Annotated in this window: 14 protein-coding genes; all 14 read left to right on the forward strand. The window is 61.7% G+C overall.

All coding sequences use genetic code 11. The features are described from left to right. Positions 1-6: 6 nt before the first annotated feature. The 14 genes from tssE to B0H98_RS11790 all read left to right on the forward strand — a co-directional run bounded on the left by tssE (position 7) and on the right by B0H98_RS11790 (position 18,310). Entirely contained in the window at positions 7-438 is a 432-nt protein-coding gene (gene tssE / locus B0H98_RS11725) for a type VI secretion system baseplate subunit TssE (RefSeq protein ID WP_106375243.1), read from the forward strand. A gap of 18 nt (positions 439-456) precedes the next feature. After that, positions 457-2,220 (forward strand): type VI secretion system baseplate subunit TssF, encoded by a 1,764-nt coding sequence (gene tssF, locus B0H98_RS11730; RefSeq protein ID WP_106375244.1) that lies wholly within the window; start codon positions 457-459, stop codon positions 2,218-2,220. Continuing rightward, on the forward strand, positions 2,184-3,206 hold the full coding sequence (gene tssG, locus B0H98_RS11735; protein ID WP_106375269.1) for a type VI secretion system baseplate subunit TssG: 1,023 nt from the start codon (positions 2,184-2,186) through the stop codon (positions 3,204-3,206). Before tssF ends, tssG begins: the two co-directional genes overlap by 37 nt. Positions 3,207-3,209: 3 nt before the next feature. Next, complete coding sequence (gene tagH / locus B0H98_RS11740) at positions 3,210-4,589, forward strand: type VI secretion system-associated FHA domain protein TagH (RefSeq protein WP_106375245.1); 1,380 nt, start codon at positions 3,210-3,212, stop codon at positions 4,587-4,589. Then, the gene (gene tssJ / locus B0H98_RS11745; RefSeq protein WP_106375246.1) at positions 4,586-5,137 is read left to right on the forward strand and encodes a type VI secretion system lipoprotein TssJ; all 552 of its coding nucleotides are present in this window, start codon (positions 4,586-4,588) and stop codon (positions 5,135-5,137) included. Before tagH ends, tssJ begins: the two co-directional genes overlap by 4 nt. Beyond that, positions 5,137-6,471 (forward strand): type VI secretion system baseplate subunit TssK, encoded by a 1,335-nt coding sequence (gene tssK, locus B0H98_RS11750; RefSeq protein WP_106375247.1) that lies wholly within the window; start codon positions 5,137-5,139, stop codon positions 6,469-6,471. The genes tssJ and tssK overlap by 1 nt, the downstream gene beginning before the upstream one ends. Before the next feature lie 3 nt (positions 6,472-6,474). Continuing rightward, positions 6,475-7,317, forward strand: a complete 843-nt coding sequence (gene icmH, locus B0H98_RS11755; protein ID WP_106375248.1) for a type IVB secretion system protein IcmH/DotU — start codon at positions 6,475-6,477, stop codon at positions 7,315-7,317. A gap of 8 nt (positions 7,318-7,325) precedes the next feature. Then, positions 7,326-9,974 (forward strand): type VI secretion system ATPase TssH, encoded by a 2,649-nt coding sequence (gene tssH / locus B0H98_RS11760; protein WP_106375249.1) that lies wholly within the window; start codon positions 7,326-7,328, stop codon positions 9,972-9,974. A gap of 3 nt (positions 9,975-9,977) precedes the next feature. Further along, entirely contained in the window at positions 9,978-11,582 is a 1,605-nt protein-coding gene (locus tag B0H98_RS11765) for a sigma-54 interaction domain-containing protein (protein ID WP_106375250.1), read from the forward strand. After that, a complete protein-coding gene (gene vasI, locus B0H98_RS11770; protein ID WP_106375251.1) occupies positions 11,579-12,232 on the forward strand; it encodes a type VI secretion system-associated protein VasI in 654 nt (217 codons plus the stop codon). The genes B0H98_RS11765 and vasI overlap by 4 nt, the downstream gene beginning before the upstream one ends. A gap of 10 nt (positions 12,233-12,242) precedes the next feature. Continuing rightward, the gene (tssA, locus tag B0H98_RS11775) at positions 12,243-13,700 is read left to right on the forward strand and encodes a type VI secretion system protein TssA (protein WP_106375252.1); all 1,458 of its coding nucleotides are present in this window, start codon (positions 12,243-12,245) and stop codon (positions 13,698-13,700) included. A 37-nt stretch (positions 13,701-13,737) separates the two neighbouring features. Then, positions 13,738-17,385, forward strand: coding sequence for a type VI secretion system membrane subunit TssM (tssM, locus tag B0H98_RS11780; RefSeq protein WP_106375253.1), 3,648 nt, complete (start codon positions 13,738-13,740; stop codon positions 17,383-17,385). Next, on the forward strand, positions 17,369-17,956 hold the full coding sequence (locus B0H98_RS11785; protein WP_106375254.1) for a GNAT family N-acetyltransferase: 588 nt from the start codon (positions 17,369-17,371) through the stop codon (positions 17,954-17,956). The genes tssM and B0H98_RS11785 overlap by 17 nt, the downstream gene beginning before the upstream one ends. Positions 17,957-18,022: 66 nt before the next feature. Continuing rightward, entirely contained in the window at positions 18,023-18,310 is a 288-nt protein-coding gene (locus B0H98_RS11790) for a type VI secretion system PAAR protein (protein ID WP_106375255.1), read from the forward strand. Positions 18,311-18,409 lie beyond the last annotated feature (99 nt).

Here is an 18,409-nt window from a genome sequence, read left to right on the forward strand (position 1 = left end):
GGAGTCATGGCAACTGACAGTAGCGGCTTGTTAAGCAGTCGGTTGTTTGAGCGCCTCGCTACCCCCCATCAATCTGCGCCTCTTGAAGAAGAGGCGCGGTTGGTAGAAGTGGTCGAGTCGATCAAGCGCCACCTGGTTGAATTGCTCAATAGTCACCCTGGGAATAATGCCTGCGCACCCGATCTGGGCCTGCTTGACTTCAATGACGCCACCATTGGTGTGCTGGACCTGGAGCTCAACATTCAGCAGGCCATTCGCCAGTGCATCGAGCGTTTTGAACCACGAGTGCAGCGGGTAGATGTCGAGTCGCTGCCCAACGCAGGCGACCCGCTGCAGCTGCGTTTTCAGGTGCATGCCACGGTGGCGTTAGGCAGAGAAAGTGCGCTGACCACCATCGACCTGGTGTTAAACAACAAGCGTTATCAGTGTCTCAATTGATTGACCCGAGGGGCACGCATGCTCAACCGTTATTATCGTGATGAACTCAATTTTCTAAAGCGCCAGGGGCGCGAGTTTGCCCAGGCAAACCCGAACCTTAGCCGGTTTCTGTCCGAGCGCAGCACGGACCCGGACGTTGAACGGCTGTTGGAAGGCTTTGCCTTTCTGACCGGGCGCATGCGGGAAAAGGTGGAAGACGAGTTCCCGGAGCTTACCCACTCACTGATCAGCATGCTGTGGCCGAACTACTTGCGGCCGGTGCCCAGCATGACGGTTGTGCAGTTCACCCCCATGTGGCACTCCCTGAGCCAGCACCAGCAGGTAAGCCGTGGAACGGAGCTTGCCAGCAACGCTGTCGAAAATACGTCTTGTCTGTTTCGTACCTGCCATGACGTCACGCTCTATCCGCTGGAGCATGCGGGCGTAGAGGCGCGGCACACACGGGAAACCTCGCTGGTCGAGCTGTCGATGGATGTGCACAGTGACCAGCCCATGAAGGATATGGGCATCACGTCATTGCGTCTGCATCTGGGCGGCGATACCTATACGGCGCGTACGCTCTATCTCTGGATGAGCCACTACCTGGCTCGTCTTGAAATCGACATTGATGGAAAGCGCCAGACGCTGCCAGCCAATGCCTTGAAAGCCGTCGGGTTCGAGCGCGACCAGGCGCTTTTGCCCTATCCAAGTAATGTGCATCAAGGGTACCGAATTCTGCAGGAGTATCTCTGCTTTCCCGAGGCGTTTCATTTCTTTGATGTGCAGGGTCTGGACCAGATATTGCCTGATGCGCCAGCCAAGCGGGTCACGCTTCGCTTTGTCTTTGCGCGCCCGCTGCCGACCGATGCGCGTATCCAGAACGAGCACCTGGCCCTTTACTGCACGCCTGCCATCAACCTCTTTGAACACGATGCTGAGCCCATCGACCTGACGGGGGAGCGCAGCGAATACCGCATTCGCCCCAGCAGCAAGTCGCCCTCGCATTACGAAATATTCAGTGTGGATAGCGTGGTAGGGCGTCTGGAAGGTGAACAGAGTACGTCCAAGACCGCGTCACGACGGTATGTACCGTTCGAAAGTTTCCAGCACCAGATCGAGCGTGACAAGGGGCGCCAGGCGCTTCATTTTCGTGTGCGTGTCGGCAACAGCCTGCGCAGCGATGGTTTCGATCACGACATTGCCTTTATACGTGAGGACGAGCAGGCGTGTCTGGGGCGGCGAGAAACCATTTCTCTTGCCCTGACCTGTTCCAATCGCGAGCTGCCCGAGCGGTTGACCGTTGGCGATGTTTGCGTCGGCACGGAAAAGAGCCCTTCATTTGCCACCTTTTCCAATATTACCCGACCCACGCCGGTACTGCGGCCCGCCATTGATGACGGGCTTTTATGGATTCTGATCTCGAACCTGTCGCTTAACTATCTTTCGCTGCTCAATCGCGATGCGCTGTGTTCGGTATTGAGGGCGTATGACTTCCGCGCTCTGGTAGACCGTCAGGCCGAGCGCATTGCCCAGAAGCGCCTGACCGGTATTGTCAGTATCGATACCCAGCCGGTTGATCGTTTGCGCAAGGGGTTGCCGGTGCGCGGTTTGCGCTCTGTCATGACGCTTGATCAGGACGCGTTTGGCGATGAAGGCAGCCTGTACCTGTTTGGTAGTGTGCTTGCCCGCTTCATGTCGCTTTATGCCAGCATCAATTCGTTTCATGAGCTTCAGGTCATCAATCGCCATAACCAAGAGCGCTATGTATGGAGCTTACAGGAAGGGCAGCAGCCACTGATGTAGCGCTGGCGCCCTTGCTCGACAAGGCGCGACGCTACGAATTTTTCCAACTGGTCGAGCTGCTGCACCGTCATCACGGCGATGATCAGGAGCGGCGGCATGGCGGTAGCGTGCCGTCATTTCAGCGCGTGCGCTACAAGACTTCTGCTTCGCTGGGCTTTCCAGGCAGCGACGTACTGACACTCGAGGCCGATGGGTACGGTCAGTATGAGATGGAAGTCAGTTTTCTGGGGTTGCAGGGCGCGCAATCTCCGCTGCCCAGCTACTACCTGGAAGCGCTGGCTCACGAGTCCGCGCACCAGGAGGGAGCGGCCGGCGACTTTCTGGATTTCTTCAACCACCGCCTGCTGACCCTGATGCACCAGAACTGGCGGAAATATCGCCATTACGTGCGCTATCAAGACAATGCGCGGGACGGCTTCTCAGCAGCCGTATTTGCACTGGTAGGGCTTGCTGATGACAACCTGCGCGGTGAAACGCCCATCAACTGGAGCAAGATGCTGGCCTATGCCGGGCTTCTGGCGGGGCGTTCGCGCTCGCCGGATGTGGTCATCGGCATTGTCAGCCACTGCTTTGACCTGGCCCGTGTGGAAATCGAAGAGTGGATTCACCGCTGGGTGGATATTCCCCTGAATCAGCGTAGCCGCATGGGGTTATCGGGCATGACGCTGGGTGAAGACATGGTCGCAGGCGAGCGGGTGGCCGATGTAAATGGCAAGTTCGCGCTATGCCTTCGCGGGTTGAGTCTTGAGCGCTTTAGGGACTTTCTGCCCGACGGTGAAGAGCATCAGCCTTTGAAGACGCTGGTCAGCTTTGTACTGCGCGAGCCGCTCGCCTACGACCTGGAGCTTGAACTGCTGGAAAGCGAGGTCAAGCCCATGCGCCTTGGCGATGCCGGGTCCTGCCAATTGGGCTGGACCACCTTTGTAGACCCTGATGGTGACGATGCCTCGACGCGTCGCCGTGTTCGCATTCAGATGATGAGTTAACGCATGCAAGTCGATCCGTTTGATGCCGTGACGTTAGTAGTTGTGAACAGCGAACAGCTGGAAGGCCGTTCGTCCAGTAGCTATGTCTTCCAGGGCGAGGGAGGAACCCTTGGCAGCAGTGATTATGACGACTGGCTGCTGCAGGACCACGCAGGAAGGGTGCGCCCCCAGCATGCTGAGATTACCAAGATCGATGGCAAATTCTGCCTGATCGACTGCAGCGGCCATACCTTTATCAACCGTGCCACGCTGCCTGTCGGGCGCAATCGGAAAGTCGCCTTGCGCGACGGTGATGAGCTGACGATCGGGGTGTATCGCTTGAAGGTGCATACCGGCGACCGGCATGCCTGGCAACCCGGCATGCATTCGCTTACCACGCTGATTGATGAAGAGCAGGAAGACGTTACTACACATGAGCACGCCGGCTGGCCCATGGGAAGCGAACCCTCGGGGCGTCATCAGGCTCAGCAGGAAGACCCGATAGAAGCACTAGGGGGTGTCGTTCCCGGTTCGCTGCAGCACGACCCCATGGTCGCGCTGGATAAAGACGCTGCACCGCCAGCCACCCTGGAGCCCCTGGACGCGAGCCCCAGTGCGTACCGCAGCCACACTAACGAATGGCGCCAGCAAGAGCAGCGCGACGAAGCGGTACGCCTTCCCGAAATCAAACCCTTGAATGGCACCACAAAACAGAGGAGCAGTGGCATGGATGAACGGCAGCTAAACGACTTGGAGCGCTCTGTTGGCGAGCAACTGGAAGATCGCTGGCAGCAGCCCACTACGCAGGCGCTGAGCCATGTGGGTGCCGACCCGCTGCTGAGGGGGCTGGGGCTTGATCTGCCTTTTCAAAACAGTGAAGAGCAGCAGGCGTTTCTAGAAGAAGCGGGCCAGACATTGCGCGCTACCATCGATGGCCTGCGCCGACTGCAGCAGAGCCAGAACGATAGCAAGTACCCGCTTCGCGACCGTCGCTTGCAGCCTATCGAGGACAATCCTCTGCGACTGGGGCTTACGTTTGAAGAAACGGCAGAAACCATGTTTTCGGCACAGCGCAGCCCTGTTCACCTGTCGGCCCCGGAAGCGGTCGCCGAGAGCCTGCGTCATCAGGGCCAGCATCAGGCGGCCGTTGAAGAAGCCATCGGTCAGGCGCTGGGCGCCATTCTGGATGCCTTCTCGCCCGAGGCGCTGCTCAAGCGCTTTCATGCCTATCGCGGCGCTGGCAACCGAATCGAGGACGAAGGCGGCTGGGCCTGGGAAATGTACCAGCACTACTACCGCGAGCTGAACTCTGGTCGCCAGCAGGGCTTTCAGAAGCTTTTCTGGGAAGTATTCGAGCAGGGATATGACCAGTCAGTGCGTCGTCAGCAGCGGGAGGAGGCATGAGTGCGCCTGGCCTGAACATGACGGTCGTGCGCCTTGTCGGGCTGTTCTGCCTGCTGCTCCTGCTGGCCGGTTGCGCGTCGACCCGGGAAGCGGCAGGCAAGACGTGGCAGGTAATGCGCGACCCTTCCGTGCCCGTGGGCTATCCCGAGGATCGCCCGACGACGGTAGATATCAGCATGGTGGCCGAGCCCAATGTGAACCCCAACGTGGAGGGAGATGGCACGCCGCTGCGCTTTCAGGTGCTGCAACTCAAGGATGACTCCATGCTGATGGCGGCGGATCTGAGCCAACTGCATGCAGACCTGGAAGCCGCGCTGGGCACGAACTACCTGACTCACGACGACTTTACCCTGCTGCCGGGGCAGTGGAAGTTCTACGAACCGTTCGCGGTTGATGAAGAGACGCGCTACATCGGGCTGATCGCCTTTTATGCCACGCCCAACGAGGCGGAGTGGAAAAAGGTCGTGAAAGTCACCAGCCGTGGGGAGCACTACCACCTGCTGGTTCACCTCCGTGACAGTGAAGTAGAACTAAGGAAGGAGGAGTAATGGCTAGCCGCAATCGAGTGGTATGGAGCGAGGGCCTGTTCATCAAGCCCCAGCATTTCCAGCAGCAGCAGCGCAGCCTGGAAGGGCTTTTGGATACACGCCTCAAGGGGGTCAGCCACTACCTCTACGGATTCTTATCCCTTGAGCTGAATAACGAATTTCTCAGCTTTGGGCGCATAGCGATCAGTCGGGCCAGCGGCGTTACGCCCGATGGTATCGCTTTTCACCTGCCCGCAGACGATGTCGAGCCGACGCCGCTTGAGATCGATGATGCAAGCATTACCAACCAGGTTGTCTACCTGGGCCTGCCGCTGGCCACCGACGGCGTAGGTGAAGTGCGCTGGCCAGAAGATGATTTGCCTGCCCGCTACCGCCTTTCCTCGCGCAGCGTGCGTGACCTCCACTCTCAAGATGGGGCCACCGCCGAGCTTGAGGTTGCACGGGTTTCACCGCGTCTGCTGCTTGAGCGCGATGACCGCAGCGGCTATGCCTGCCTTGCCGTAGCGCGCATCGTCGAGCGCCGCCCGGATGGCAGCCTGGTACTGGATGAACAGTTCCTGCCCACGCTGCTTAACGTACAGGCGGCTCCTGGCTTGCAGCGGTTCGTGGGGGAAATGGCGGGCCTGATGCGTGAGCGGGCACGCAACATCGCCCAACGGCTTTCCACTCCCCACCAGGCAGGCGTTGCGGATGTATCTGACTTCATGCTGCTGCAACTGCTCAACCGTGCCCAGCCCCGCTTTCAGCATCTGGCGCGCCTTGGGCAACTGCATCCGGAACGTCTCTACGACACCATGCACGAAATCGCCTGTGAGCTGGTGACCTTTACCGATGAATCCCGGCTGCCGCCGGAATGCCCGGCCTACGACCACGACCACCCCGAACGGGCCTTCAAGCCGTTGATGAAGATGCTGCGCCAGGCGCTTTCCACCGTGCTTGAGCCACGGGCAGTGGCGATCCAGCTGCAGTCGCGCCGCTTCGGCCTGCTGGTTGCACCGCTTTCCGATCTCAGCCTGATCGAATCTGCCGAGTTCATCCTGGCCGTGCGTGCCGATATGCCCAACGAACGTCTGCGCAAGCTGTTTCTACAGCAGACCAAGGTCGCAAGCGTTGAGCGTATCCGCGACCTTATCAGCCTGCAGCTGCCTGGCGTACCGCTTGAGCCGCTGCCGGTGGCCCCCCGCGAGCTGCCTTATCACGCCGGCTACACCTACTTCCAGCTGGACCGCCAGAGCGAAGCGTGGGGAATGCTTAACGGCGCCAGCGGCTTTGCGTTCCACGTGGCCGGGGAGTTCCCGGGTTTGGAAATGCAGTTCTGGGCGATCAGGAGTTAAACCATGCAACATCTTGTTACCGATGGGCAAGGCTCGACCCGCGGACGCGCCGCGCCGCATAAGATGCGCCACGAGGATCTCATCAACGAGCGTGGCCTTGAGCATCTCATCCATAGCCACGCCGAACAGCTCGATGCTGACGAAGACTACTGGTTCCGGCTGCGGGGGCATAACCTCAACCCCTTGGTGGATGCCGCCAGCAGCCTGCTGGGCATGGTGGTTCGCGTTCGCCAGCTCGACAGCGCAGGCGATGTCGAACGCCTCTACCGCCAGGTGGTCGACGAAATTGCCGCCATCGAGATCGAGCTGACCGAACAGGGCTACGACCGTGCCACGCTGCTTGCCTACCGCTATGTACTCTGCTCGTTTATCGATGAAGCAGTCATGGGCATGCCCTGGGGGCGGCAAAGCAAGTGGGCTGAACACTCGCTGTTGACCCGGTTTCATAACGAAACCTGGGGCGGGGAAAAAGTGTTCTCCATCCTGGCGCGACTGCAGCAAGAACCCCAGCGCTATCGTGACATGCTCGCCTTTATCTACCTGTGCCTGTGCCTTGGGTTTGAGGGCCGTTATCGCGTCATGTCTCACGGGCGCGATGAGTACGAGCAGATTGTTCGTGCCCTGGGTGACCAGCTTTCATCGCTTGAACAGCCCGCTGAAGACACCCTGACGCAGCCGCTCAAGAACGTGGTGCAGGGACGTTCGCAGCGCACGGCCAGCTTCCCGACCTGGGGTATCTTTGCGCTTTTTACCCTGGCCATGGTCGCGGTGTATCTGGGCTTCTCCTGGTCGCTTGATCAGCAGGCCGAACAGATCACCACGCTTCTCAACCAACTTTATCGCTAGGAGTTACCATGCTCAGGGTAGAGCTACCGGCACTTATTGACCGCCTTAATACCATTGCTCGCCAAGGGCTTGAGCAAGCAGCAGTACTGTGTGCCCAGCAGCAGGCACCCGAAGTGACTGCCGGGCATCTGCTTCAGGCAATGCTCGACCAGCCGCTGTGTGACGTGCGCTGCATCTGTGAAAGCCTCACGGTCGATACGCCCGCCTTGCGCGCCCAATTGGCAGAAGAGACACGCCCGCCGCGTAACCTGGAGGTGGCAACGCCCAGCTTTTCACCGCTGCTGGTCGAGCTGCTGCAGGATGCATGGCTTTTGGCATCCACCGAGTATCAGCACCAGACGCTGCGCAGTGGCGCCATATTTACTGCGCTCTTGCACAACCCTGAGCGCTATCTGGGCGCCGGTTCGGTACGGCTACTTGGCGAGATCAACCGGGAAAACCTGCGCCGCCACCTTAATCGCCTGACCGCTGATTCGGCAGAAGCACCTAAGGAGGCTGACGCCAACGCCCAGCGTACTGGCGCGTCTGGCTCAAGTGATGACAGCGCCCTTGCCCGCTTTGCCACCTCGCTCACCGAGCAGGCGCGCAACGGCGAGCTGGACCCGGTGCTTGGCCGCGATCCTGAAATCGACCAGATGCTCGATATACTGGGACGCCGACGCAAGAACAACCCTATCGTGATCGGCGATGCCGGCGTCGGTAAAAGCGCCGTAGTGGAAGGGCTGGCCGCGCGTATCGTGGCAGGCCAGGTGCCCTCCGCCTTGGCCGGTGTAGAGCTTTTAACGCTGGACCTGGGCGCCCTGCAAGCAGGGGCGGCCGTAAAGGGCGAGTTTGAGAAACGTCTCAAGGCCGTGATCGATGAGGTCAAGAACGCCCCGCGCCCCACGCTGCTGTTTATCGATGAAGCGCATACGCTGATTGGTGCGGGCAATCAGGAGGGCGGGGGCGACGCCGCCAACCTGCTGAAACCCGCGCTGGCACGGGGCGAGTTGCGCACGATTGCCGCGACCACCTGGCGCGAGTACAAGAAATATTTCGAGAAAGACCCGGCGCTTTCGCGGCGTTTCCAGCCCGTGGCGCTGTCCGAGCCTAGCGTCGAGCAGGCGCTGGTGATTCTGCGCGGCCTGCGGGACGTGTATGAGCGCGCTCATGGCGTGCTCATCGGTGATAGCGGGCTGCGCGCTGCAGCGTCGCTTTCCGCACGATACCTGGCCGGGCGCCAACTGCCCGACAAGGCCATCGACGTACTGGATACGGCGTGTACGCGTCTGGCGCAAGCGCTGGATACACCGCCGCGCAAGCTGAGCCACCTGCAGAGCGAACACACTGCCGCCCTGCGCGAACGCGATCAGCTGGCCCGCGAACAGTTGCTGGGCCGTGAGCCGGATGCCTCGATGGGCCAGGCGCTCAGCGAGCGCCTGGCCGCCCTTGAAGCCGAGCTCGCCACCCTGGAAGCTGCCTGGCAAGAGCAGCGCGAATGCGTTGACGCCATCGTCACGCTGCATCGCCAACTGTTGGATGCTGACGGCACCGGCGAACGTGCCCAAGACGACCAGCCGCCGGCCGAGCCGCGCTCGCCCGAACAGCTGCACGCGGAGCTTGCCGAACGCGAGCAGCAGCTGACGCGCCTGCAGCAGGCCCATGCGCTGGTGAACCCAAGTGTTGAAGAAGCCCAGATCGCCCAGGTCATCGGTGACTGGACGGGGGTGCCGGTAGAGCGCATGACCAGCGATGAGCTGACGCGCCTGACCGAACTCCCCACCCATCTGGGCAGCTTGATCAAGGGGCAGGACATCGCGATCGAGCGGGTGCATCGCCACCTGCTGACCGCGCGTGCGGATCTGCGCCGCCCGGGCCGCCCTCTGGGCGCTTTCCTGCTGGTTGGCCCAAGTGGCGTGGGCAAGACGGAAACCGTGGTGCAGATCGCCGAGCAGCTGTACGGCGGCCGCCAGTTCCTTACTACCATCAACATGTCCGAGTATCAGGAGAAGCACACGGTCTCCCGGCTGATCGGCTCGCCCCCGGGGTATGTCGGGTTTGGCGAAGGCGGACTGTTGACCGAGGCCATCCGCCAACGCCCTTACTCAGTGGTGTTGCTGGATGAAGTGGAGAAAGCCCATCCTGATGTGCTGAATCTTTTCTATCAGGCGTTCGATAAGGGTGAGCTTGCCGATGGCGAAGGGCGGCTGATCGATTGCAAGAACGTGCTGTTCTTTCTCACCTCCAACCTGGGTTATGAGGCGATCGTTGCCCACGGCGAAGACGCCACCGCCCTGGATGAAGCGCTCTACCCGGTGCTTGCCGAGTTCTTCAAGCCCGCACTGCTGGCACGCATGGAAGTGGTGCCTTACCTGCCGCTCGATGGCGATACGCTGCGCGATATCGTCAAGGCCAAGCTCACGACACTGGCCACGCGCATCCGTGAACGTCATCGCCAGGCCGAGGTAGTGCTGGAAGACGCCCTGGCCGAAGCCATATGCGTACGGGCCACGCGCAGCGAAAACGGTGCGCGCATGCTGGAGTCGGTAATCGATGGCGAACTGCTGCCGCCGCTTTCCCGGGCGCTGCTTGAGCGCATGGCGCGCCGCGAGACGGTTTCCAGCGTGGTGCTGGGGGTCGATCCACAAGACGGCACCTTCACTGCAGAGGTTGCCTGACCCATGACGCAGCCCGTCGCCCCTACCGCCGAAAGCTCGGCGCTATCCGTCGAGCTTTCGGCCATGCCGCTGGCGTTGACCCTGGTGGAGAGCCACTGCGCGGCGACGCTACGCCAGCGCTCGGCGACGCTGTTAAAGCGCCATCTGGGGCTGGCGCTGGCGGAGTGTCTTTACATCGATGGCAGTGGGCGCTGGCTGGGCCGTGACGGTGATGAGGGCCAGTTCGACTGCGGTGATTTTCATCACCCTTACGCCCACGTTATCCGCAGCGGCAAGCCACTGACACTGAGCGTTGCCGATGCGCGCATTCGCCTGGATCATCCAGGCTTTCAGTCCCAGGTGGCATCGCTTGGGTCCGCGCTGCATCTTCACGTTCGGCCGCTGCGCGGGGTCGAGGGCACGCGCGAATGGCTCGGCGTGATGCTGCTGGCGGGAACGCCGGCAAGGCTTTTGGCGTTGACGGAAGACCCGGGCATGGCGGCATTTGAAGCTCTGCTGTGCCGCCTATGGATGCGCCTTGCTCGCGAGCAGGGCGAGCGGCACCGCTCGCGGATTCTTCAGGACTCCCTGGCCAAGCTCAACGATGGCACGCGACGCCAGGCACTGGCTGACCAATTGGCCGAAGACCTGCTCGGCCAATCTGCCGCCATGCAGGCACTGCGCCGACATATCGTACGGGCGGCAGAAACCAACCTGGCGGTGCTGCTACAAGGTGAAACCGGCACCGGCAAGGATCGCGTGGCACGCGCCATGCACCAACTTTCGGCGCGGGCGAACGGCCCTTTCATGGCGATCAACTGCGCCGCGATTCCCGAAGCGCTGCTGGAGTCCGAGCTGTTTGGGCACGGCAAGGGCGCTTTTTCAGGAGCGGATCACGCCCGCGAAGGGCTTATCAGCCAGGCCGATGGCGGCACCCTGTTCCTCGATGAGATCGGTGACATGCCGCTGGCGCTGCAGGCCAAACTGCTGCGCGTACTCGAAAGCGGCCGCTACCGCCCGCTGGGGGAAAACGAGGAGCGCTGCGCTGACCTGCGCGTGGTCGCGGCAACGCATCAACCCCTGCGCGAGCAGATCAAGGAGCAGCGGTTTCGTGCGGATCTTTACTACCGCCTGGGCCAGTTTCCGATCACTCTGCCGCCCTTGAACGAGCGCCGGGACGATATTGCCCAGCTGGCGCAGTCTTTCATCACCGATTTCTGCGCACGGGAAGGGCGTGACGAGATGGGCATCACGCCCGCCGCGCTGCGCCTGCTTTATCGCCGGGATTATCCGGGCAACGTACGCGAGCTTAAAAACGTGATCGATTACGCCTGCGCGATGACGCCTCACGGCGCCGATATTGACACCTATGTGCTGCCCGGCGAGCAGGATAGCCAGCTCGCGGACAGCGGCCTGGATGACATGGTGGCTCCAGCAGAGGAGATGCCGCTTGCACTGCCGGGCGACATTGATGATCTGCGTCAGACGATGCGCGATATCGAATCCACCATTATTCGCCAGCGATTGCGCCTGTTTGGGGGCAATCGCGCCCAGGCGGCGCAGAGTCTCGGGCTACCCAAGCGAACGCTGGCCCATAAATGTCAGCTACTGGAACTGGATATCAAATGAACGCGATGCTGCTAAAACGTCAGTGGACTATCGGTGGCCTGCTGACGCTCTGCCTGCTGGCCTGCGCACCTGCCCAGGCCGATGAGCAAGATGCGCGCCTCAAGAGCGCTCAGGCCTGCGCGGAAGAAACCTCCCGCCTGGAGCGACTGAACTGCTACGACGCGCTCTTTCTGGAAGCCAATTTCAGTGTTGATGACGATGAGCTGCCCGCGCTGTGGCAAGCCATCGAGCGTCAGGAGGCCGCCCGGCCTGATGAAAACGTCGGACTGATAGCGCAAGAGGCTGGGGATAGTGTACTGATCAGCGTGCCAGCCCTCGGCACGACGCCTCCCAGGCCCATTATGGTGATGGCCTGCGAAAGGCTGATCACCCGCTTCCAGCTGCATCTGCCCACGCCCATCAGCGGTGCCCGGATGGATCTACGGCTCACAGGAGGAGGGCGCACGGTGCAGCAGCAGTGGCGTGTACGTGACGGCGGCCGGGTGGTCAGCGGCGGACGCGGCTTGCCCGCCATCGATACGCTGCGCCAACTGCTGGATGCCGAGGAAGTTACGCTGCATAGCGACGTAACAGGGCTTGACGGACTGCGCTTCAACGTGGCGGGGTTGCGCCAGGAAATTGCCCCGCTACGCGAAGCGTGCCGCTGGTAAGGGAGGTTTCATGCGAATTACTGCCGAGTCACACCTGGGCCCCTTGCTGGCTCCTCTGCCCGCCAACGGCGAGGGTGCCCCGGTGGGCGAGCCGGTGGAAGATAGCAACGACTATCTGACGCTGGATGAGGAAATGATGAAGATTGGCTCGCTTCAGCACGCCAACGTGGAGTGGGAGACCGCCGAGACGCTGGCCATCCGTATGCTGAGCGAGCGTAGCAAGGATCTGAAGGTGCTGGGCCATCTGATGCACTGTATGCAGCACGGAGGCAGCGGCGTGCGTTTTGCGCTTTCACTACGCCTGCTTGCCCGAAGCATCGCCCAGCCCTGGTGGGAGCACGCCTACCCGTTTGCAGGCAAGCGCGGTGTCAAGATGCGCCCGCGGCTGTTTCAACAGCTGATTCAGCGCAGCGTCAAACTCGTATCAACGCTCGATTTTCACAATGCCGAGGATGAGTTTGACGCCTGTCAGGCTTCGTTGACGGAGCTTGAACACCAGGTGGCCGAGAAGGCGTTGCCGGATGATGCGCTGGCTGAGCTAAGCCGCCAGCTAAAGGCCAAGCGACCAACCCAGCAGGCAGCTCAGAGCGCTTCTCAGTCATCGGCTGGTGAGCAATCCACCAGCCAGCCGGCGGCTCGTCAGGAGCAGGCGGCCACCACGTCTTCGACGGCCAAGGCGCCGGAGCTGCGCCTTGAGGCGGGCAACGAGCGCTCGAATCGCCAGGCGCTGCTCAAGATGGCAGAGTTTCTGGGCGAGCAGTCACCGGGCGAGCCGCTGGCCTACCGCCTGCGCCGCTATGCGGTATGGAGCACGATTCAAGCGCTGCCCGCGGCCAAGGAGAACGGCAAGACCGAGCTTGCGCCGGTATCAGCGGACCGGGTTTCCGATTACCGCGAAGCGCTTGCCAAGGGCGGCGACAACGAACTTTGGCAGCGTATCGAAAATAGCCTGGCGCTAAGCCCCTATTGGCTGGAAGGCCACCGTCTGAGTGCCGGGCTTGCCAAAAAGCTTGGTCACAGCCGCTGTGCCGAAGCGATCCGTGATGAAACGCAGCGGTTCGTGGAGCGCCTGCCGGGTATCGAGGCGCTCACTTTCAATAGCGGCGCTTCATTCGTCGATGAAGAAACGACGCGCTGGCTGTACAGCAACGAAAACAGTGGCGGCGCGGCTGGCGGCGGTAGCGAGGCCTGGCACGCCGGGCTTGAAGAGGCACGCGAAGCCGTGGCAGACGGCGATCTCGCCGCCGCGCTCAAGGTGCTCGACCAAGGCTTGAGCAGCGCCCGAACGCCCCGAGAAAGCGCGTACTGGCGCCTGGCCAGCGCGGATCTGCTGCAGGAAACCGGGCTCGAAAGCCTGGCGCAGCAGCACTACCGCACGCTGCATCAAACGGTAACGGAACTGGCATTAGAGCAGTGGGAACCCGCGCTGGTATCGCGCCTGAAAGCCGCGATTCAAGAAACGCACTGACAACGGTCAATATTAAAGGGACGAGGGATAAAGGCTAATGTGGTCAACCATAACGTCGAAGCTGAGCCGCTGGGTGCCTGGTTTGTCGCGGGCACAAACAGCAAAAAACCGGGCCAATGCACACGGCAACAAGGCCAAGGGGCTTTTGCGCCTCTCCACGCTACTGTGGACAGTGCTGCTGGCCATTCTGGTGGTGGCTATCTGGTGGTGGGGGCCTGGCTGGGAAGTGCGCGGCGTGATGCCGCTGGCACCGCTTACCAACCGCCTGCTGGCAACGCTTGCGGTCGTGACCCTGGTGGCCGTTATCTGGGGAGTACGCCTTGCCCGGCGCCTGCGCGCTCTGGATGACGAACGCCAGTTGGAAGAGTCGCGCCAGCAGGACCCGATCATGTCCCAGGTCGAGCGCCAGGAAGACTCGCTCAATCAGGTCCTCACTGAGCTTACCGACAGTTTGGGTGGCAGCAACAGCCGTTATCGGCTGCCCTGGTATCTGGTGATGGGCGTCGAGAACGCCGGCAAGACCAGCCTGATCAACCGCTCGGGCCAGAACTTCGCCCTGACCCACGTCATGAAAGCCTCGGGCCAGAGCAGCAAACAGGGCCAGCTCGGCTTTGACTGGTGGATCGGTGACAAGGCGGTGCTGATCGACCCGGATGGCGAGCTTCTGACTCAGGGCGCTATGGAAGGTGGCGAACCCCAGGAACTCCAGCGCCGGCTGTGGGACCACTTCGTCGGCTGGCTGGAGCATAACCGCCCCCAGCGCCCGCTGGATGGCGTGGTGCTGGTACTGGACCTTGCCCGCCTGAGCCATGCCCAGGTAGCCGTTCGCAAGGCCTACTCGGCGCTGCTGCGCAGCCGTTTGCGTGAACTGATGGAGCGCCACGGTACCCGCTTGCCGGTGTACGTCACGTTCAGCAAGATGGACCTGCTGCACGGCTTTGATGACTTCTTCCGCCACTACTCCCGCGCAGCCCGCCGAGCGCCGCTAGGCTTCACGTTCACTCCGGCGTCCATGAATACCCCTGGCAAGTGGGAAGCTGAGTTCGAAGCCGATTACGACGCCATGCTGGCGCGCTTGAATCAACTGATGCCCACCATGCTTTCCGAGTGCCGCGACCGTGAAGAGCGCGAGTCGGTATTTCGTTTTGTACGCCAGTTGGCAGGGCTGCGCGAGGTGCTGTTTGGCTTCTTGACCGAAGCGCTCTCCAGTGACCGCTTTTCAACGGCCGCCATGGTGCGTGGTACCTACTTCACCTCGGTGTACCAGCAGGGGGTGCCGGAAGACCCGTTCGTGGATGCCGCGGCACGGCGCTATGGGATGGATGATAGCGTTCAACCTGCCCATCGGGCCACGCGCAGCGCGCTCTACTTTACCGAAGAGCTGTTCGAGAAGGTCATTTACCCCGAAGCGGGACTGGCCGGCGACAACGCCCGCGTGACCCAGCGGCGCCAGCGCGTGCGCAAGGCAAGCCTGGCGGCGTGCCTGGTGCTGAGCGTTATTCTGGTCGGCGGCTGGACGCATTTCTATCAGAAGAACAGCGTGTCGCTTGCCGCGGTTGAACAGCGCGCGGAAACGTTCCTGGCCACTCAGCCGGAAGCGTTCCAGAGCGATGACCCCACCGGTTTTGAACTTCTCGACCCGCTCGACCGGCTGCGTCATGCCCTGGAAACCTTTGACGGGTACCGCACACATACGCCGTATCTGGCGGACATGGGGCTGTATCAAGGCCATGTAATTGGTGCTCAGGTGGAGCGCGCCTATCTTGCCATGCTGGAGCGACAGTTCCTGCCGGCGCTGATGATCGGCATCATGGACGACATGAACCGCGCCGAAGAGGGCAGCAATGCCAAGCTTTCGCTATTGCGCGTGCTGCGCATGATGTCGGATGCCAGCGGCCGTCAGCCGGAGCGCGTTGAACGTTTCATGGCAAACCGCTGGCAGGGTTACTTTCCCCAGCAGGGCGAGGTTCAGCGGCGGCTATTGATGCACCTGGATTACGCGCTCGAGCATAGCGATCTTGAAGGCCGCATTGCCGAAGGCAGCCCGAGCGCTGAGCGGGCCATGGCACCGCTTCAGGGAAGCATCGCCGCCGCCCAGCAGGAGCTTTCGCGCCAACCTATCGATGAGCGCGTTTACGCCGCCTTGAAGGCGTCCGGAAACCGTCAGGGCGAGCCGCTGGATCTACGCCGCAGTGTGGGCACGCTGTTCAACACCGTGTTCATGTCGCGCAACGATGACCCCGAGAATGTACGCCTGCCGCACCTGCTCACCCGCGACGGCTTCGAAAACTACTTCCTTCAGGAACTCGACCGGGCCACAGAGCTTGCTCTGATCGATGCCTGGGTACTCGGTCAGCGCGATAACATCAACTTCAGCGAGGCCGACCGGCAACAGCTGCAGGTGGCCCTGCGCGAGCACTACGTGGCGGATTATCATGCCAGCTGGCGTGATGCCCTGCGCGATACCCAGCTGGTACCGCTGCCGGATATCCATCAGGCCATCGTGGTGGCGGATGCGCTGGTGGGCAGCCAGCGCCCCCTCGATCGGCTGCTGGCTGCGGTAGAGCGCAATACCAGCCTCTACCCGGAGCTTCCCGAAGATGACGAGCAGGCCCGTGAGGCGCTACGCCAATCCCAGCGTTATCAGCTGGCATTTGCCATCGAGCAGCCGTTCACGCCGATCAATCAGCTGAGCCAGGCGCGCAACGATAACCCCTCTTCACTCGAGGAGATCAAGACCGCCGTGACGGCGCTGCGCGATTACCTGATGGCGATCGAAGAGTCGAGCAATGCCGGGCGTGCTGCCTTTGTCAGCGTGCGTGACCGCCTGTCACTGCGCGGCAACGACCCCATCTATAACCTGCAGCGCATTGCCGACAGCACGCCAGAGCCGGTGGGCCGCATGCTGCACAATCTGGCCGACCAGAGCTGGCAGTTGATGATGGCCAGCGCCACGCGGCATCTTGAAAGCCAGTGGCTGGATGACGTGGTGGCACCCTACCAGGAGCGCCTGGCAGGCCGCTATCCACTGGCGCCCAATGCTAGCCAGGAAGTGGCGCTGAGTGATTTCGAGGACTTCTTCGCCCCGGGCGGCACGCTGGATACCTTCTACCAGGACAGCCTGCAGCCTTTCATCGAAGGCGCGCCTGAGTACCTGGTGGATGCCGAAGGTAATTCGCTGCTGCGCGATAGCCTCTACACCGCCATTCAGCAGGCCGAGCAGATTCGGCGCGCCTACTTCAGCCGTGACGGCGCGCTGGACGTGGAGTTTGCCCTTGAACCCGTCAGCCTGTCGCCGGACAAGCGTCGCAGCGTGATCAGCGTGGACGGCCAGCTGATCGAGTATGCCCACAGTGCCAGCCAGCGAGTGTCGATGATCTGGCCAAACGCGCTGCGTGGCGGTACGGAAAGCCGAATCACCATGGTGCCTAGCGAAGTGAACCGCTCGCCGAGAAGCGTTGCCCAGGATGGCGCCTGGGCATGGTTTCGGCTGCTGGAGCAGGCCGATATCACCAGCGTAAGCGAACGCGAGCTGGAGCTTCGGTTCAACGTTGACGGCGGCACCATGCGCTACCGCCTGTTTGCCAGCGGTGCGCCCAATCCCTTCACGCGTCCACTGGCCGCAGGCTTCCAGCTGCCGTCCGCCCTTTATGCTGAGCGAGGTAGCAATGCTGACCAAACTTAAGCAGCTGTTTATCTCCGATAAAGACAAGCCGGCGGCGCGCCACAAGCGCAAGGGCGCAAAGCGCTCACGCCCACTGATGGACGCGCGCAACGAGGATATCGACAGCTTTATCGAAGCGGTATATCAGGCCGATGCCAAAGGCCACTCCCCTTGGGTGCTGCGCGATAAAAGCGTGCTCGATACGCTGCGCCGTGCACTTGAATTCACCGTTAATCGCCAAGTATGGATGCAGCGGGAAAATGGCCAGGTGGCCCACTGGCAGGGCCGCCTGCTGGCGCTGCGCCATGGCGATGGCCCGCCGCTGGGTATGGTGCTGGCCTGCCGGCCGGATGACGAAGCCGCCTGGCAGCTCAAGTTTTTCTACATCAGCCGGGAGTGGAAGGGCAGCGGCCACGGCACCCGTCTGCTGATGGCGGTGCGGCGAAGCCTAAGCGGGGTGCCGCTGCAAACGCGCCTGCCGCTGGCCTGCCATTCGGCCATCGACAGCCTGGAGGCGGCGGGCTTCAGCCGCCAGTACGTGGATGTCCTGGAAGTGGCGAGTTACGAAGCCCCTGCCCAGTGGGATGAGTAACCCGCCAGCGCAACACTGAAGCGGCAAGCAGGACGAATACGCGGAACCGGAACAGGAGCAGTGATAATGGGCCAGAAATTTGTACTCGTAGGCGATATGGGAACCGACCACGATGGTTTCCCCCCGACGCCCGTCATCGCAGGTAGCGGCACGGTGATCATGGATGGCAAGCCGGTGGCCCGCGTGGGCGACCCGTTAGAGCCCCACGACAAGCCCAATCATCCCAAGCACCCGCGGGCGATTGCCCAAGGTTCCGGCACGATTTTGATTGACGGCAAGCCAGCGGCTTTAACCGGCCACGCGGTCGATTGCGGTGGTGTGATCATTGGTTCTGGTTCAGGGGAGGGGAGTTAAGATGGCGAGCACAGGACTGCACTTCACGCTCACGCTACCCGGCGTTGACGATATCGCGGTAGTCGACTTTACCCACCGCGAAGCGCTCTCCCAGCCCTT

The sequence above is a fragment of the Vreelandella songnenensis genome, assembly GCF_003002925.1.
Lineage (GTDB): Bacteria > Pseudomonadota > Gammaproteobacteria > Pseudomonadales > Halomonadaceae > Vreelandella > Vreelandella songnenensis.

Bases quoted from the DNA above. Each gene is read 5' to 3' on its own strand.
- tssG (WP_106375269.1), top strand. From the start codon at position 2,184: ATGGAGCTTACAGGAAGGGCAGCAGCCACTGATGTAGCGCTGGCGCCC.
- tssE (WP_106375243.1), top strand. From the start codon at position 7: ATGGCAACTGACAGTAGCGGCTTGTTAAGCAGTCGGTTGTTTGAGCGC.
- tssJ (WP_106375246.1), top strand. From the start codon at position 4,586: ATGAGTGCGCCTGGCCTGAACATGACGGTCGTGCGCCTTGTCGGGCTG.
- tagH (WP_106375245.1), top strand. From the start codon at position 3,210: ATGCAAGTCGATCCGTTTGATGCCGTGACGTTAGTAGTTGTGAACAGC.
- tssA (WP_106375252.1), top strand. From the start codon at position 12,243: ATGCGAATTACTGCCGAGTCACACCTGGGCCCCTTGCTGGCTCCTCTG.
- icmH (WP_106375248.1), top strand. From the start codon at position 6,475: ATGCAACATCTTGTTACCGATGGGCAAGGCTCGACCCGCGGACGCGCC.
- tssM (WP_106375253.1), top strand. From the start codon at position 13,738: ATGTGGTCAACCATAACGTCGAAGCTGAGCCGCTGGGTGCCTGGTTTG.
- tssK (WP_106375247.1), top strand. From the start codon at position 5,137: ATGGCTAGCCGCAATCGAGTGGTATGGAGCGAGGGCCTGTTCATCAAG.
- tssH (WP_106375249.1), top strand. From the start codon at position 7,326: ATGCTCAGGGTAGAGCTACCGGCACTTATTGACCGCCTTAATACCATT.
- B0H98_RS11785 (WP_106375254.1), top strand. From the start codon at position 17,369: ATGCTGACCAAACTTAAGCAGCTGTTTATCTCCGATAAAGACAAGCCG.
- tssF (WP_106375244.1), top strand. From the start codon at position 457: ATGCTCAACCGTTATTATCGTGATGAACTCAATTTTCTAAAGCGCCAG.
- vasI (WP_106375251.1), top strand. From the start codon at position 11,579: ATGAACGCGATGCTGCTAAAACGTCAGTGGACTATCGGTGGCCTGCTG.
- B0H98_RS11790 (WP_106375255.1), top strand. From the start codon at position 18,023: ATGGGCCAGAAATTTGTACTCGTAGGCGATATGGGAACCGACCACGAT.
- B0H98_RS11765 (WP_106375250.1), top strand. From the start codon at position 9,978: ATGACGCAGCCCGTCGCCCCTACCGCCGAAAGCTCGGCGCTATCCGTC.